The organism is Streptomyces sp. NBC_00448 (assembly GCF_036014115.1).
Lineage (GTDB): Bacteria > Actinomycetota > Actinomycetes > Streptomycetales > Streptomycetaceae > Actinacidiphila.
In genome coordinates, this window is the sequence record NZ_CP107913.1 from 6,490,818 (window position 1) to 6,506,550 (window position 15,733).

At 73.2% G+C, this 15,733-nt stretch carries 15 protein-coding genes; 9 read left to right on the forward strand and 6 right to left on the reverse strand.

The window, feature by feature from the left end; genetic code table 11:
- Positions 1-77 precede the first annotated feature (77 nt).
- The 4 genes from OG370_RS27965 to nudC all read left to right on the forward strand — a co-directional run bounded on the left by OG370_RS27965 (position 78) and on the right by nudC (position 7,020).
- Positions 78-863 (forward strand): hypothetical protein, encoded by a 786-nt coding sequence (locus tag OG370_RS27965; RefSeq protein WP_328468979.1) that lies wholly within the window; start codon positions 78-80, stop codon positions 861-863.
- A 73-nt stretch (positions 864-936) separates the two neighbouring features.
- Positions 937-4,386, forward strand: coding sequence for an ATP-dependent DNA helicase (locus OG370_RS27970; protein ID WP_328468981.1), 3,450 nt, complete (start codon positions 937-939; stop codon positions 4,384-4,386).
- A 104-nt stretch (positions 4,387-4,490) separates the two neighbouring features.
- Positions 4,491-5,936 (forward strand): M20/M25/M40 family metallo-hydrolase, encoded by a 1,446-nt coding sequence (locus OG370_RS27975; RefSeq protein WP_328468983.1) that lies wholly within the window; start codon positions 4,491-4,493, stop codon positions 5,934-5,936.
- A gap of 136 nt (positions 5,937-6,072) precedes the next feature.
- The gene (gene nudC / locus OG370_RS27980; RefSeq protein ID WP_328468985.1) at positions 6,073-7,020 is read left to right on the forward strand and encodes an NAD(+) diphosphatase; all 948 of its coding nucleotides are present in this window, start codon (positions 6,073-6,075) and stop codon (positions 7,018-7,020) included.
- Between the two features lie 75 nt (positions 7,021-7,095).
- Here the strand turns inward: nudC and OG370_RS27985 are convergent, their stop codons facing one another.
- The 6 genes from OG370_RS27985 to OG370_RS28010 all read right to left on the reverse strand — a co-directional run bounded on the left by OG370_RS27985 (position 7,096) and on the right by OG370_RS28010 (position 11,376).
- The gene (locus tag OG370_RS27985; protein ID WP_328468987.1) at positions 7,096-7,959 is read right to left on the reverse strand and encodes an SAVMC3_10250 family protein; all 864 of its coding nucleotides are present in this window, start codon (positions 7,957-7,959) and stop codon (positions 7,096-7,098) included.
- Between the two features lie 133 nt (positions 7,960-8,092).
- Positions 8,093-8,650 carry an isochorismatase family cysteine hydrolase gene (locus OG370_RS27990; RefSeq protein WP_328468989.1) on the reverse strand — a complete coding sequence of 186 codons (558 nt, stop codon included), beginning with the start codon at positions 8,648-8,650 and terminating at the stop codon, positions 8,093-8,095.
- Between the two features lie 132 nt (positions 8,651-8,782).
- Positions 8,783-9,268, reverse strand: coding sequence for a MarR family winged helix-turn-helix transcriptional regulator (locus OG370_RS27995; protein ID WP_328468991.1), 486 nt, complete (start codon positions 9,266-9,268; stop codon positions 8,783-8,785).
- Between the two features lie 118 nt (positions 9,269-9,386).
- On the reverse strand, positions 9,387-10,289 hold the full coding sequence (locus OG370_RS28000) for a GrpB family protein (protein ID WP_328468993.1): 903 nt from the start codon (positions 10,287-10,289) through the stop codon (positions 9,387-9,389).
- A gap of 91 nt (positions 10,290-10,380) precedes the next feature.
- A complete protein-coding gene (locus OG370_RS28005) occupies positions 10,381-11,004 on the reverse strand; it encodes an RraA family protein (RefSeq protein ID WP_328468995.1) in 624 nt (207 codons plus the stop codon).
- A gap of 117 nt (positions 11,005-11,121) precedes the next feature.
- Entirely contained in the window at positions 11,122-11,376 is a 255-nt protein-coding gene (locus OG370_RS28010; protein ID WP_328468997.1) for a mycoredoxin, read from the reverse strand.
- A gap of 274 nt (positions 11,377-11,650) precedes the next feature.
- On the opposite strand from OG370_RS28010, the gene OG370_RS28015 reads away from it, so the two are divergent.
- From OG370_RS28015 to OG370_RS28035, 5 genes are all read left to right on the forward strand, one after another.
- Entirely contained in the window at positions 11,651-13,921 is a 2,271-nt protein-coding gene (locus OG370_RS28015) for an ATP-dependent DNA helicase UvrD2 (RefSeq protein ID WP_328468999.1), read from the forward strand.
- Between the two features lie 137 nt (positions 13,922-14,058).
- Positions 14,059-14,442: a hypothetical protein gene (locus OG370_RS28020; protein ID WP_443060758.1), complete on the forward strand. Its 384-nt coding sequence runs from the start codon at positions 14,059-14,061 to the stop codon at positions 14,440-14,442.
- 194 nt (positions 14,443-14,636) lie between these two features.
- A complete protein-coding gene (locus tag OG370_RS28025) occupies positions 14,637-15,008 on the forward strand; it encodes a WhiB family transcriptional regulator (protein WP_402442625.1) in 372 nt (123 codons plus the stop codon).
- Complete coding sequence (locus OG370_RS28030) at positions 15,005-15,346, forward strand: hypothetical protein (RefSeq protein WP_328469003.1); 342 nt, start codon at positions 15,005-15,007, stop codon at positions 15,344-15,346. The genes OG370_RS28025 and OG370_RS28030 overlap by 4 nt, the downstream gene beginning before the upstream one ends.
- Before the next feature lie 168 nt (positions 15,347-15,514).
- Positions 15,515-15,733: a hypothetical protein gene (locus OG370_RS28035; RefSeq protein WP_328469005.1), complete on the forward strand. Its 219-nt coding sequence runs from the start codon at positions 15,515-15,517 to the stop codon at positions 15,731-15,733.

A 15,733-nucleotide genomic window follows, 5' to 3' on the forward strand; every position in this document is an offset into this window, starting at 1 on the left:
CTGTGTACAGAGCAAGGGGATTCCGGGTGCCCGCCGCCACCAGCGCGGGCCCCTGGGGGGATGCAAGGGGGGCGGCCATGGCGGCCAGACGTACTTTCTGCGCGGCGGTGCTCGGCACCGCGGTGGCCGTGGCGGTGCTGACCGGCTGCGGCGGGGACACGGACGCGGGCGGCGCGCCGATCGTCGTACCGGCGGCCACCACCGCCGAGACCGGGGCGTTCGCGGGGGAGAGCGCCGACCAGATCTTCTCGAAGGCCGAGGAGGCGATGGACTCCGTGACGGCCGTGACCGTCGACGTCGTCCTCTCCGACGACGAGGGTGACGCGCACATCACCGCCGCGCTCACCGCCTCCGGAAAGTGCGCGGCCTCCCTCGAGAACGACGGGGAGGACCCGGTCCAGGTCATCGGCATCCACGACGCGTACTACCTGAAGGCCGACGCCTCCTACTGGGAGGACCAGGACGACAGTCACGGCGACGTACTGGCCCGGGCCTTCGCCGGGAAGTGGGTCAGGCTGCCCGCGCAGGAGCAGGAGGCGGACGACCTCGACCAGTTCTGCAAGCTGGACTCCCTGCTCGCCTCGGTCGAGGAGGGCGACGAGGTGACCGGCAAGGACGCCCCGGCCAGCCGCTACGGCCGGGCCGTGGTCCCGCTCCACGAGCGCGACGACGACGGCACCACCAACACGGTGTACGTCGCCGCCGACGGCACGCCGTACATCCTCGGCCTGGTCAGCACCGACGGCGGAGGGGGCCTCCGCTTCAGCGACTTCGGCAAGGCACCGCGGATATCCGCGCCGCCGGCCAAGGACACCGTCGACCTCTCCTCGGTGGGCAGCGACGCTCCGCACCTGTCGGTCTGACTCGGTCTGACCTGCCCCCGAACGGGCGGGCCGGCCGGTGAAGCGTGTCGGCCCGGCCGGATAGCCTCGCTGGGTGGCAAACCCTCTCCACCACCCTGATCAGCTCAAGGAGCTGCTGGGTATCCCGTTCACCCCCGAGCAGATGGCGTGCATCACCGCGCCGCCCGCTCCCGGGGTGATCGTGGCCGGGGCGGGCTCGGGGAAGACCACAGTGATGGCCGCGCGGGTGGTGTGGCTGGTCGGCACCGGACAGGTCGCGCCGGACCAGGTGCTGGGGCTGACCTTCACCAACAAGGCGGCCGCGGAACTCTCCGAGCGGGTGCGGCGGGCGCTGGCGCGGGCGGGCATCACCCCGGGCGAGGCGGACGGCCCGCCCGACCCGGCCCTGGACCCGGACCAGGTGCCGGGGGACCCGCAGATCTCGACGTACCACGCGTTCGCCGGGCAACTGCTGAAGGACCACGGCATGCGGATCGGGCTGGAGCCGACCGCGCGCCTGCTTGCCGACGCCACCCGCTTCCAGCTGGCGGCGAAGGTGCTGCGGGCCGCGCCCGGCCCGTACCCGGCGCTGACCAAGGGGCTGCCCACGCTCATCGGTGACCTGCTCGCGCTGTCCGGCGAGCTGTCGGAGCACCTGGTGCCCGCCGAGCGGCTGCGCGCCCATGACACGCGGCTCGCCGCGCGGCTCGGCGAGCTGGACCCGGGCATGCGCGGCTACGCCTGGGTGAAGGAGGTGGCGCACGCCACCGCCGCCCGCCGCGACCTGGCCGAACTGGCCGCCGCCTACCGGCAGGAGAAGAAGGGCCGCGACCTGCTGGACTTCGGCGACCAGATCGCGCTGTCCGCCGAGCTGGCGCAGGGCCGCCCGGAGGTCGGCGCGCTGCTGCGGGACCAGTACCGGGTGGTGCTGCTGGACGAGTACCAGGACACGTCGGTGGCGCAGCGGCTGCTGCTCGCCGGGCTGTTCGGGGGCGGCACCGGGCATCCGGTGACCGCGGTCGGAGACCCCTGCCAGGCGATCTACGGCTGGCGCGGCGCGTCCGTGGCGAACCTCGACGACTTCCCCCGGCACTTCCCGTACGCGGACGGGCGGCCCGCCGACCGCTACTCGCTCAGCGAGAACCGCCGCTCCGGCGGCCGGCTGCTGGACCTCGCCAACACCCTCGCCGTCGAACTGCGGGCCCGGCACGAAGGCGTGGAGGCGCTGCGCCCGGCCCCCGGCGCCGAGCGCGACGGCGTCGTACGCTGCGCGCTGCTGCCCACGCAGGCCGAGGAGACGACGTGGCTCGCCGACTCCGTCGCCCACCTGGTGCGCACCGGCACGCCGCCCGGCGAGATCGCGGTGCTGTGCCGTACGGCCGCGCACTTCGCCGACATCCACGCGGCGCTGGTGGCAAGGGACGTGCCGGTCGAGGTGGTCGGGCTGTCGGGGCTGCTGCACCTGCCCGAGGTGGCCGATCTCGTCGCCACCTGCGAGGTGCTGCACGACCCGACCGCCAACGCGGCCCTGGTACGGCTGCTGACCGGCCCGCGCTGGCGGATCGGCCCGCGCGACCTGGCGCTCCTCGGCCGCCGGGCCCGGCTGCTGGTGCGGTACGGACCCGGGCCCGGCGGCGGTGCGGACGGCGAGGGGCCGGACCGGCTCGCGGCGGCCGTGGAAGGGGTCGATCCGGCCGAGGTGGTGTCGCTGACCGACGCGCTGGAGACGTTCCTCGACGCCGAAACCGGCGACGAGCTGCCGTTCTCCGCCGAGGCGCGGGTGCGGTTCGCGCGGCTGGCCGCCGAGATAAGGGAGTTGCGCCGGGCGCTCGCCGACCCGCTGATGGACGTGCTGCACCGGGTGCTGGCCGTCACCGGGCTCGAAGTGGAGCTGGCCGCGTCACCGCACGCGTTGGCCGCCCGCCGCCAGGAGACCCTCAACGCGTTCCTCGACGTGGCCGCGTCCTTCGCCGGGCTGGACGGGGAGGCGACGCTGCTGGCGTTCCTCGGGTTCCTGCACACCGCGGCGCAGTACGAGAAGGGCCTCGACAGTTCGCTGCCCGGCGGCGACGACACGGTGAAGGTGCTCACCGCCCACAAGGCCAAGGGCCTGGAGTGGGACGTGGTCGTGGTGCCCGGTCTGGTCGCCAAGGGCTTTCCCGGCGAACGCGGACGGGAGCTGTGGCCGCTCAACGCGAAGGTGCTGCCGCACGGTCTGCGCGGTGACGCCGCCACCCTCCCCGACGTGGAGGCGTGGACCCGGGCCGGGCTCGACGGTTTCCGCGCCGCGATGAAGGAGCACCAGCGCATCGAGGAACTGCGGCTCGGCTACGTCACCTTCACCCGGCCGCGCTCCCTCCTGCTCGGCTCCGGGCACTGGTGGGGGCCGACCCAGTCCAAGCCGTTCGGGCCGTCCGCGTTCCTCGACGCCCTGCGCGCGCACTGCGAGGCCGGGCACGGCGAGATCGAGGTGTGGGCCGAGCCCCCGGCCGAGGACGCCGACAACCCGGCCCTCGCCTCCGCCACCGAACCCCCCTGGCCGCTGCCCCTCGACCCGGCCGCCTTCGAACGGCGCCGCCATGCCGCGAAGACCGTCCGCGCCCAGATCGACGCCACCCGCCCGGACGCCTCCGACACCCCCCTCCCCCCGCAACCCACCCGCGCCGCATCCCCCCGCCCCTCCCTCCCCCCGCAACCCACCCGGGGGAAAGGCCACCCCACCCCCGACTCCACCGGCGCCCCCCACCCCGCCGATCCCCCGCTCCCTCCCGACGACTCCCGCCTCGTCTCCGCCTGGGACCGCGACCTCACCGCCCTCACCGGCGAACTCCGCCGCGCCCGCGCCACCGTCCACGACGTCCCCCTCCCGCGCACCCTCACCGCCACCCAGCTCATGCGGCTGGCCGCCGACCCGGACGGCCTCGCCCGCGACCTGGCCCGCCCCCTGCCGCGCCCACCGGCCCCCGCCGCCCGCCGCGGCACCCGCTTCCACGCCTGGGTCGAGTCCCGCTTCGACGCCCGCCCGCTCTTCGCCCCGGAGGACCTGCCCGGCATCGAACCCGGCGACGACATCGCCGACGAGCAGGACCTCGCCGCCCTCAAGGACGCCTTCCTGCGCACCCCGTACGCCGAGCGCACCCCCTACCGCGTCGAGGCCGCCTTCACCCTCACCCTCGCCGGCCGCCTCATCCGCGGCCGCATCGACGCGGTGTACCGGGAACGTACGGACGCCGTACGCGCGGATGCCGTGGCCGCCGAGACCGGTTCCACCGAGCCGCCAGGCCACGACGCGGACCCGTACACGTACGAGATCGTCGACTGGAAGACCGGGCACCGGCCCGACGCCGCGGACCCGCTGCAGCTCGCGATCTACCGGCTGGCCTGGGCCGAGCAGCAGGGCGTGCCGCTGGAGCGGGTGCGGGCGGCGTTCCTGCACATCCGCACCGGCACGCTGCTGCGGCCCCCGGACCTGCCGGACCGGGCCGCGCTGGAGCGGCTGCTCAGCCCCGATCCGCCGGACCGGGCCGGGGAACCGCCGCACTGACAGCGGGCGGGCGCGGGGTGCGGGGGTGCGCCGGCAGGGTCGGTGGCGGGGTCGGCGGCAGGCGGCGGAGCAGGGCCGACGACGCGGCCGGTACGCTGAAAGCCATGCGTACGACCCCGGACAACGCCGTCCACCCGCACCCCGCCGACCCGGCCCCGTACATCGCCGAACACAGCGCCGCGTTCCTCGCCGCGCTGAGGGACTGGCTCCGTATCCCGTCCGTCTCCGCGAACCCGGACCACGCCCCCGACGTACGCCGCAGCGCCGAGTGGCTCGCGGCGGCACTGACCGACACCGGCTTCCCGGTGGCGGAGGTGTGGGAGACCGAGGGCGGCGGCCCGGCGGTCTTCGCCGAGTGGCCGAGCGGTGAGGCCGACGCACCCACCGTGCTCGTCTACGGGCACCACGACGTGCAGCCCGCCGCGCGGGAGGACGGCTGGGCGACCGACCCGTTCGAGCCGGTCGAGCAGGACGGGCGGCTGCGGGCACGCGGCGCCGCGGACGACAAGGGCCAGGTCTTCCTGCACACCCTGGGCCTGCGCGCGCACCTGGCGGCGACCGGCCGCACCGCTCCGGCGGTGAACCTGAAACTGCTGGTCGAGGGCGAGGAGGAGTCCGGGTCGCCGCACTTCGGGCCGTTGATCAGGAAGCACGCCGACCGGCTCGCCTGCGACACCGTGATCGTCTCGGACACCGGCATGTGGGCCGAGGACACCCCGACGGTGTGCACCGGCATGCGCGGCCTGGTGGACGGCCAGATCGACCTGTACGGGCCGGACCAGGACATCCACTCGGGCTCGTTCGGCGGCGCGGTGCCCAACCCCGCCACGGAGGCGGCCCGGCTGGTCGCCGCGCTGCACGACGAGGACCGGCGGGTGTCGATCCCCGGTTTCTACGACGGTGTGGTGGAACTCACCGACCGGGAGCGGGCGCTGCTGGCGGAGCTGCCGTTCGACGAGGCGGGCTGGCTGCGTACGGCCAAGTCGCACGCGGCGCTCGGCGAGCACGGCCACACCACCCTGGAGCGGATCTGGGCCCGGCCGACCGCCGAGGTCAACGGCATCCACGCCGGCTACGGCGGCCCCGGCGGCAAGACCATCGTGCCGTCCACCGCGGAGATCAAGTTCTCCTTCCGGCTGGTCGCGGGGCAGGACACCGCCCGGGTGCGGCAACTGGTCACGGACTGGGTGGCGGCCCGGCTGCCCGACGGCATCCGGCACGAGATCCGGTTCTGGGGCGACGGCACCCGCCCGTGCCTGACCCCGCTGGACCACCCGGCGCTGCGCTCGCTGGTCCGCGCGATGGGCCGCGCCTTCGGCCAGGAGATCAGGTACACCCGCGAGGGCGGGTCCGGGCCGGCCGCCGACCTCCAGGACGTACTGGGCGTTCCCGTACTGTTCCTGGGAATTTCCGTGCCGTCCGACGGTTGGCACTCCGTGGACGAGAAAGTGGATCTCGACCTGCTGTTCAAGGGCGTCGAGACCGCGGCGCACCTGTGGACGGAGCTCGCCGCGGACTGGGCGGCCGAACCGTGGCCGAGCAGCCGGTGAGCGGCGCGGGCCGACGGCGCAACGGGCACCTCGCGCCCGCTCGCGTGGAACCCGTACCGCTCGTACGGCCGGCACCGCTCGTACGGCTCGTACCGCAGGCATCGCAGGCACCGCAAAGGGGAGTTGGGAAGACGCCTTGACCGAACTCGACGCGACATCGAAGCCGCTGAGCCTCACCTACACCGGGGTGGACCGCGCGGCCCACCATCGGCTCGACGAGGCGTGGCTCGCGGCTGCCTGGAGCCACCCCACCACCCGGGTCTTCGTCGTCTCCGGCGGCCAGGTGCTGGTCGAGGACACCCCCGACGGCGGCGCCGAACTCGTCATGACCCCGGCGTTCGACGCCCCCGAGACCGAGCAGCACCGCTACTTCCTCGGCATCGACGAGGAGGGCGTGCGCTACTTCGCCCTGCAGAAGGACACCCTGCCCGGGCGGATGGACGAGGCGGCCCGCCCGGCCGGACTGCGCGAGGTGGGCGGGCTGCTCGCCCCGATCGAGGCCGGGCTGATGGTGCACGCCGTCGCGCTGGAGAACTGGCAGCGCATGCACCGCTTCTGCTCCCGGTGCGGCGAGCGCACCGTCATCGCCGCCGCGGGCCACATCCGCCGCTGCCCCGCCTGCGGCGCCGAGCACTACCCGCGTACCGACCCCGCCGTGATCATGCTCGTCACCGACGACGAGGACCGCGCCCTGCTCGGCCGCCAGGTGCACTGGCCCGAGGGCCGCTTCTCCACCCTCGCGGGCTTCGTGGAGCCCGGCGAGTCCATCGAGCAGTCGGTGCGCCGCGAGGTCTTCGAGGAGGCCGGCGTCACCGTCGGCGACGTCTCCTACGTCGCCAGCCAGCCCTGGCCGTTCCCGTCCAGCCTCATGCTCGGGTTCATGGCGCAGGCCACCTCCTCCGACATCCACGTCGACGGCGAGGAGATCCACGAGGCCCGCTGGTTCTCCCGCGAGGACCTGCGCGCCGCCTTCGAGTCCGGCGAGGTGCTGCCCCCGTTCGGCATCTCGATCGCGGCCCGGCTGATCGAGCTGTGGTACGGCAAGCCGCTGCCGAAGCAGGGGGGAGCCGCGGCGGCGCGGTAGCCGCGGGTGTGCGGGTCCACGGGTGCGCGGTCCTGCGAGCCTGGCGGGTTGGCGGGCGTGCCACTGACCGGCGCGCTACGGCAGGTCGTGCGCGTACTCCACGTACAGCGGGCTGGCGATCACCACTCTGCTGAAGGGGGCGGCGGTGTCGCCGCCGACGGGCGGGTAGGCGAGGTCGGCGGTGACGCGCGCGTATCCCCGTGTCCAGGCGGCGGTGGGTGCGGACGCGCGGCGGTCGAGCCAGTCGACGAGCTCGGCGGTGCCCCGGTGGAAGTGGCCCAGCCTGGACACCTCTGTGGGTGGGGAGTCCGCCGGGAGGACCGGCAGGTCCTGGTGGCCGAGGGTGTCGAGCGTGTCGTGGGCCTGGCCGCCTTCGCGCCTGAACCACGCCCGGCTCCTGGTGACCTCGCTGTAGCCGGGGGAGGTGGACGAGCCGCCGCCACCGGACGTCCATGTCGTGCCGCCGGTGGCGTACTCCGTGACGGTCCTCGCGGCGGGCGGCGGCTCCTGCCGTGGTGGCAGGGCCGGCAGCAGCAGGTGCTCGGCGGAACCGTGCATCAGCAGGCGGACCTTGCGGCCGGAGGCGTCCACCGGGTCGTAGCCCTCGACCGGGTCGCCGGGGTCGAGGAAGACCACCATGTGGCTGAACGGGTCGTCCAGCAGCATGTCGTTGAGCGGGGCCTCGAACCAGATCCACTGACCCGGGCGGTGCTCGGCATCGGTGAACCAGCGCGCGTGGCTCTCGATCTGCTCGGTCACCCGCCGCAGATGGTCGAGGCGCTCCCGCTCGTCGTTCGTGGCGGCGGGGGACACGTCCACGCCGACCAGGGGCGTGGAGACCTTCAGCGCCATCTTGAGCCGGCCACTGAAGCGGCGCCGGGCCAACGGGACGAACTGCCGTAACTTCGCGTCGGACAGGTAGACCAGTTCGCTCAGCATGGATTCAGGCTAGGGGATGGTTTGACCTGCCGTCAGGCACTAAAGCGACGAGGGCCACGCCCGGGGTGGCGCCGAGGGGAACGCGCCCCGGTCGTCGCCAGGGCGCGTTCCTCGGTCCGCGGTCCGGACACGGTCACTGGGCCAGGACGTCCAGGACATCCTGGGTGCTGCCGACCTCGGCGATGCGCGGGAAGACGTGCGCCACGCTGTGCTCGTGCGTGGTCAGGTCCCGGTCGGTCATGGCGTCGACGGGCAGCGTCACATGGAAGCCCTGCTCGTGCGCGTCCCGGGCGGTGGACTCCACGCCGCTGCCGGTGGCGATGCCCGTGACGACCACCTGCGTGACGTCGAGTGCCCGTAGCCGGTCGGCCAGGCCGGTGCCGGTGAAGGCGCTGCGCGCGTGCTTGGTCACGAGGATGTCCTCGGGCTGCCGGTCCAGTTCCGGGATGAGGTCGGTCCAGCCCTCGGGGAACGAACGGGTGCCGGGGCGGCCCTGGTCGGTCCGGCCCGACGGTGCCCCCGACACGTTGACGAGGACGACGGGGAGGCCGCGGTCGCGGAACACCCGCAGCAGGTCCGCCGAGCGGTCGACGATCCCGGTGACGGGGTGGGCGAGCGGCAGGGTGACGATGCCGGCCTGGAGGTCCACGACGATGAGCGCGGTCTTCGGGTCGAGGGTGGTGACGGGCATGCGAAGTCCTTCGGAGTGGCGGGGTGGTGAGGTGTCGAGAAGCCGGGTGAGGGCACGCCGGAAGCGGCGGTGGGGCCGGGACGGCGCAGGTGGAGCGGCGGAGCGGTGCCGGGGAGGCGGGAGCGGGACGGGTCAGGGCGACTGGGCGAGCCGTCTGAGCAGGTCGGTGCACGAGGCGAGCCGCGCGACCTCCTCGGCGGAGAACCCGGCCCCGATCGCCTGCGTCATCCAGTCCTCCTTCGCCAGCCGCCCGGTACGGAACTTCTCGCGCGCGGTCTCGGTGAGGCTCAGTACGGTCTTTCGGCCGTCCCTCGGGTCCGGCGAACCGCTGATCAGCCCGGCGTCCTCCAGGACGCCGACGATCTTCGCCATCGACTGCGGGCGGATGCCCTCGGCGCGCGCCAGTACGGTCGCCGTCGCCGCTCCGTCGCGCTCGATCCTGAGCAGGACCGACGACTGGGACCGGGTGAGGTCGCTGCCGTGTCCCTGCTCGCGGAGTCTGCGGGTGAGCTGCCCGAGAACGACGCGCAGCTCACCGGCGAGGACCGCCGGGTCAGGCGCCGACGACGGCTCCCGCTCCGGTTCCGGTGCCCGCTCCGGCGCACGCTGCTCGTCCATCTTCTGAAGGCTAGCATTCTCTTCAGCCAACTGCACAGTTGGCTGTCGAAATTGCCGAGGGTGCCGATGACGCGTGCCTGCGGGTGCCGCCGTACCGGAGAGCGACGGAGGCCCGAGGCTAGCGGGGACTCCACGCGCGACCTGTTCGCCGCCACTCCCGCGCACCGGCCATCAACACGGCGACCAGGCGCTCCTTCTCCTCGACGTATCCCTGCCGCTCGTACGCGAACCGGGCGGCGAGGGTCCGCTTGATCACCCCGTAGCGGCGCGCGGCCTCCGGGTTCGCGATGAGGAAGTCCCGGAACAGGCGGTACTCGTCGGCGAGCGGGGAGCCGGCGGCCACGGCGTGCAGGTGGTGCGTCCGCTTTCCGTCCGCCATCTTGCGGAGGAACATGTGCCCCTCGTCGGCCGCGAACGACCCGGGGCGGTACTCGTACCCGATCCGTGCCAGCGGCTCCACCCGAGCGGCCACTGCTGCCAGATCGTCGAGAACCACCATCACGTCGATGGTCGGCTTCGCGCACAGCCCGGGCACGCTGGTCGACCCCACGTGCTCGATCGCCCGTGCGCCGGGCAGTGCGTCCGTGAGCAGGTCGCGCTCGGCGGCGAACCGGCGCAGCCACCGCGGGTCGTACTCCACCACCTCGACCGCGGGCGTCCGCTCCCGCGCCGACAGCGCCCCGCCTTCGTACTCCCTCAGCAGGGCCAGGTGCGCGAGGTCCGTCCCCCCGGGCTCGCCCGAGGCGCCCACCACCTCGACGTACGTGACCTCGCCCACCACCACGTCGGCTCGCGCGCCGCCCTGTGCCGGCCGCCCGTCGTGGTGGGGCACTCCGGCGCGGATCGTGTACCCGCCCGCGGGCAGCGACAGCGAGAAGAAGCCGGTCGGGCTGGTGAAGGGGGCCGCCAAGCGGAGCATCCTGGGCTCGTCCGGTGTCACGGCGACGAAGTAGGAACCGAGCGGCTCGCCCGTCGCGGTGCGGGCCACGCCGCATACCACGCCCTCCCGATTTCCCTGCATTCCCCCACCGTCCCACTTCCGCGCCCCGCGGGGTGCCGGTGCGGGCCGGGTGCGGCGGGAGCCGGTGGACGGCCGGGTGGGTGCGGCCGGGTCAGTCCTGGTAGCCCTGGGCGGCGAGGATCTGGTCGATGCGGGCGCGGTGCGCCGCCTCCCACATGTCGAGGGTCTCGGCGGACTCCTTCGCCAGCTTCGCGCGGGCGTCGGCGAGCAGACGGGAACCGCGGTCCCGGGGCGCGACCACGACGCCCTCCTCGTCGGCCACGACGATGTCGCCGGCGTTGACCTGGACACCGCCGCAGGTGACCTGGGCGTTGAGGGGCTCGACGGCGGCCTTGCCGCCCGGGATGGGGATCACGCCGCGCGCGAAGACAGGGAAGCGCATGTCGCGGATCTCGCCGAGGTCGCGGATCACGCCGTCGATCACGAAGGCCGCGATCCCGTTCCGCTGGGCTACCGCGCAGACGTTGCCGCCGGCGACCGCGTAGTCCACGTCGCCGGCCTCGACGACGATGACGGAGCCGGCCGGGGCGCGGTGGATGGCGGCGTGCAGCATGAGGTTGTCACCCGCCGGGCACCGCACGGTGAAGGCCGGACCGGCCACCCGCGGCATCGACGGCCACAGCGGCCGGATGAGGATGTCCATGACCTGCTCCCGGCCGAGGAGGTCGGCGAGCGTGGTCGGCGGTATGTCCTGGAACCCGGCGGCGTCGTCCATGATCCCGAAGGTAGCACCGGCGCCGGGCGGCCACGGAGGGTCCCCGGGCGGTCTCCCGGGAGCAGGCGGTCAGGCGCCCCCGGGCGCGGGCAGGGGCGCCTGGGGGCGTGCCGTACGTCAGGCGCTGAGCGCCTGGGAGACCTGGGCGAGGCTCGGGTTGGTCATCGTGGACTTCTTGCCGCTGGGCGCCACGACCAGAACGGTCGGCACCGTCTGGTTGCCGCCGTTGGCCTCCTCCACGAACTTCGCCGACTCCGGGTCCTGCTCGATGTTGATCTCGGTGTAGGCGATGCCTTCCCGGTCGAGCTGGCTCTTGAGCCGGCGGCAGTAGCCGCACCAGGTTGTGCTGTACATGGTCACGGTGCCGGACATGTGGTGATCCGCTCCTCGTCCAGGGGTCCTCGGGGTCCTCCATCCGGCAACGCCGGACGAGGTGTCGTCATTCCTCCGAACGCCCGGGGCGCCGCATGCATTCCGCCTCGCTCCGGTCCCGCCCCGGCCCCTGCTCCGGCGCTGCTCCGGTCCCGCCCCGGCCCCTGCTCCGGCGCCGCTTCGATGCCGCCGCCGCGCCCCGGACCGTACACCGGACGGGCAAGCCTGTGGATAACTTCGCCGGGGTGTCGCCGGAACCTGGCACAGTGGCGGTGTGACTGCGACAACCCACGACTCGCTCTTCCCCGCGATGCCCGACTCCGCGGACGCGGTGCTCGACGGACTCGACCCCGAGCAGCGCGCCGTCGCCACGGCACTGCACGGCCCGGTGTGCGTGCTGGCCGGCGCCGGCACCGGCAAGACCCGTGCGATCACCCACCGGATCGCGTACGGAGTGCGGTCGGGCATCCTCCAGCCCTCGACGGTGCTCGCGGTGACGTTCACCGCGCGCGCGGCGGGGGAGATGCGCGGGCGGCTGCGGCAGCTGGGCGCGGGCGGGGTGCAGGCGCGGACGTTCCACTCCGCCGCCCTGCGGCAGTTGCAGTACTTCTGGCCGCGGGCGATCGGCGGCGAGATGCCGCGCATCATGGACCGCAAGGTGCAGCTCGTCGCGGAGGCGGGCGCCCGCTCCCGGATCAGGCTGGACCGCAGCGAGCTGCGGGACGTGACCGGTGAGATCGAGTGGTGCAAGGTCACCCAGACGGTGCCGGAGGAGTATCCGGCCGTCGCCGCCAAGACCTCGCGCGACGTGCCGCGCGACCCGGCCGAGGTCGCGCGGATCTACGCGACGTACGAGCAGTTGAAGCGCGACCGTGGCCTGATCGACTTCGAGGACGTGCTGCTGCTGACCGTCGGCGTCCTCCAGGACCGGCCGGACGTGGCGGACACCGTCCGCTCGCAGTACCAGCACTTCGTGGTGGACGAGTACCAGGACGTCAGCCCGCTCCAGCAGCGCCTGCTGGAGCTGTGGCTCGGCGGCCGGGGGAACCTGTGCGTGGTCGGCGACGCCTCGCAGACGATCTACTCGTTCACCGGCGCCACCCCGGACTTCCTGCTCGGCTTCCGCACCCGCCACCCGGACGCCACCGTGGTCAAGCTCGTCCGGGACTACCGCTCCACCCCCCAGGTCGTCGGCCTGGCCAACGGCCTGCTCGGCCAGGCCCGCGGCCACGCCGCCGCCCACCGGCTCGAGCTGATCTCGCAGCGCGAGCCGGGCCCCGACCCGGTCTACACGGAGTATCCGGACGAGCCGGCCGAGGCCGAGGGCGCCGCCCGCCGGATCAAGGACCTGATCGACTCCGGGGTTCGCCCCAGCGAGATCGCCGTGCTCTACCGGATCAACGCCCAGTCCGAGGTGTACGAACAGGCCCTCGCCGACGCCGGGGTGCCCTACCAACTGCGCGGCGCCGAGCGGTTCTTCGAGCGGCCCGAGGTGCGCGAGGCGGGCATGCTGCTGCGTGGCGCGGCGCGCGCGGCCGCCGACCCGGGCGAGGAGCGGGAGACCATCCCGCAGCAGGTGCGGGCGGTGCTCAGCTCGCGCGGCTGGGCCTCGGAGCCGCCCGCGGGCTCCGGCGCGGTGCGCGACCGCTGGGAGTCGCTGGCGGCGCTGGTGCGGCTGTCGGAGGACTTCACCGCGGCCCGGCCCACCGCGGAGCTGTCCGACTTCGTCACGGAGCTCGACGAACGGGCCAACGCCCAGCACGCCCCGACGGTGGAGGGCGTCACCCTCGCCTCGCTGCACGCCGCGAAGGGCCTGGAGTGGGACGCGGTGTTCCTCGTCGGCCTGACCGAGGGCACCTTGCCGATCACCCACGCCAAGACCGACGAGCAGATCGAGGAGGAGCGCCGGCTGCTCTACGTCGGGGTGACCCGCGCCCGTCTGCACCTGTCGCTGTCGTGGGCGCTGTCGCGCTCGCCCGGCGGGCGCGGCGGTCGGCGGCCCTCCCGCTTCATGGACGGACTGCGGCCGGGGTCCGCGCCGCGCGGCGCCCGGGGCGGGGCCGGCGGCCAGGGCGGCGCCGAGCGCGGCTCGGGCGGCCGCAGCAGGCGCCGCGGCCCGGTGCTGTGCCGGGTGTGCGGGCGGACCCTGTCCGAAGCCGGCGAGATCAAGCTGATGCGCTGCGAGGACTGCCCCTCCGACCTCGACGAGGCGCTGTACGACCGGTTGCGCGGCTGGCGGATGGAACAGGCCAAGGCGCTCGGCCAGCCCGCCTACTGCGTCTTCACCGACAAGACGCTGCTGGCCATCGCCGAGGTCAGGCCGTCCGACGAGCAGGGGCTCTCCGCGATCCCCGGCGTGGGCGCCCGCAAACTCGACAAGTTCGGCGCCGACGTGCTGGCGCTGTGCACCGGAGTTCCCCTGGACGAAGCCGACGAAGCCCAGGACAGCGCGGAATACGACGCTCCGGACGAAGTACCGGAAGAGGCCCTTCCGGCCAACTCGCAGGAGGGCGTGGAATCTTCTTCGGAAGATGCCGAAAAATAGTTTGCGCATCCCGCGGGAGTCCTCATAGCCTGCGTGAGCACGGTCGAGAACGGGTCTTCCAAGAGCCGCCAAGACTGTGATGTACTAGGCAAGTCCGGTCCACTGCCCTTACGAGACGCCGAGAGGAGGCGAGCACAGTGAGCAGCAACATCACCATCACCAAAATGACCGATCGTCCGGTCATGGCAGCCGCCTGCTCGCTCGACGTCTCCGTGGTCTCGCTGCATGGCAACCGCCGGTCCCTCACCTCTGCTCTGCTGCCGGTCCTGCCGGTGCGTGAGCACAGTGAGCGACCGACCGGGGCGCCCGCGGTAGCGGCGGCGAAGGCACAGGCAACCGCCTATGCCTTTACCTCTGCGGCTGCCGGCGCCGGCGCGACGAGCGCGAAGGCTGCCAAGGGCGGTGCCAATGGTGTCAAGGGCGCCATTGCCGCCGGACTGGTGATCGGACAGCAGCAAAAGAAGACGCAGCACGGTATGTGGGCCTTCCGCGGGCCTGAACCCTGGAGTGATCCAACCTGACATCGAGTCAGGTCGGCACCCTCAGGGCCGCGGAATCCCACACCGGGAACCGCGGCCCTTCTGTTTTCTCCACCCGGAGATCGCTGTCTACGCAGACAGACACAACCGAAGACCGGCCCACCGGCCGGACCGACAGACGAGGAACGAACACCGTGCATTCCGCCCCGCACGACACGTCCGGACTTCAGCCCGACCTGACCGGGACGCCCACCGGCGACCTCACCGACCACCCTCCCCTCGGCACTGCCGTCGGGGACCCCAGCGCAGACCCTCCGGAGAACACCTTGCTGCCCCTCACCGAGCTCGACGACGAGATCGAGCGACTCGGCGTGCCCGTCCCGTGCCGTACCTACGACCCCGAGGTCTTCTTCGCGGAGTCGCCGGCGGACGTGGAGTACGCCAAGTCCCTCTGCCAGACCTGTCCGGTCCGCGAGGCGTGCCTCGCCGGCGCCAAGGACCGCCGCGAGCCCTGGGGTGTCTGGGGCGGCGAGCTGTTCATCCAGGGCGTCGTGGTTCCCCGCAAGCGGCCGCGTGGCCGTCCGCGTAAGAACGCCGTCGCGGCATGAGCACTCGCGCCATGTTCCGCACCCGGCCCGGCACGATCGACCGGCCCTTGACGCATGACCCGAAGCACCGCAACTCCAAGAATCAGGCGCCGATGACGACTTCCCGCACCGATCAGCTCGCACGCACTCCCGACGCCTTCGCGTCGACCCAGAACAGGAACCTCGAGATGCAACTCATGCCAGAAGCCCTGGCTCGTGCCCATATGCAACAGCGACTGCGCGAGGCCGAACAGCAACGTAGGTCGCAGCGCCTGCTCACCGCCCGCCGGCTCCAGCGCCGTGCCGAACGCGCCTCGATGCGCGCCCGGCGCGCGCTGGCCATGGCGGTCATGCAGTAGCCGGCGCACGCGACAGCCCTGGCGGCGTGACCGGGATGCCCTAACGGCACACCGGAAACCTCGAAGCAACGCTGACCACGTACGATCCCGCGGGACCGGTCCGACCAGGACCGGTCCCGCAGTGCGTTATCGCGACAAAGCCGGCGTCCGCGGAGGTATCGTCACCCAGTGGATCAGAAACCCTCTCAGGCCACGACGACGGGCACACCGTCCAGCACACCGCGCACGTCCGGTACGGCCTGCGGTCGCTGCGGCGCCACCGCCCAGGGCCTTCCGCTGACCTGGACCTGCTCCGTCGAGAACGGGCGCCGCGTCTACTTCTGCGACACCTGCGCCCGCGAACACCTGCGCAGCATCGAGGGGCGCCTCGACTCCGCCTGGTGGTAG

Bases quoted from the DNA above. Each gene is read 5' to 3' on its own strand.
- OG370_RS27975 (WP_328468983.1), top strand. From the start codon at position 4,491: ATGCGTACGACCCCGGACAACGCCGTCCACCCGCACCCCGCCGACCCG.
- OG370_RS28030 (WP_328469003.1), top strand. From the start codon at position 15,005: ATGAGCACTCGCGCCATGTTCCGCACCCGGCCCGGCACGATCGACCGG.
- OG370_RS27990 (WP_328468989.1), bottom strand. From the start codon at position 8,650: ATGCCCGTCACCACCCTCGACCCGAAGACCGCGCTCATCGTCGTGGAC.
- OG370_RS27995 (WP_328468991.1), bottom strand. From the start codon at position 9,268: ATGGACGAGCAGCGTGCGCCGGAGCGGGCACCGGAACCGGAGCGGGAG.
- OG370_RS28010 (WP_328468997.1), bottom strand. From the start codon at position 11,376: ATGTCCGGCACCGTGACCATGTACAGCACAACCTGGTGCGGCTACTGC.
- OG370_RS27985 (WP_328468987.1), bottom strand. From the start codon at position 7,959: ATGCTGAGCGAACTGGTCTACCTGTCCGACGCGAAGTTACGGCAGTTC.
- OG370_RS28000 (WP_328468993.1), bottom strand. From the start codon at position 10,289: ATGCAGGGAAATCGGGAGGGCGTGGTATGCGGCGTGGCCCGCACCGCG.
- OG370_RS27965 (WP_328468979.1), top strand. From the start codon at position 78: ATGGCGGCCAGACGTACTTTCTGCGCGGCGGTGCTCGGCACCGCGGTG.
- OG370_RS28005 (WP_328468995.1), bottom strand. From the start codon at position 11,004: ATGGACGACGCCGCCGGGTTCCAGGACATACCGCCGACCACGCTCGCC.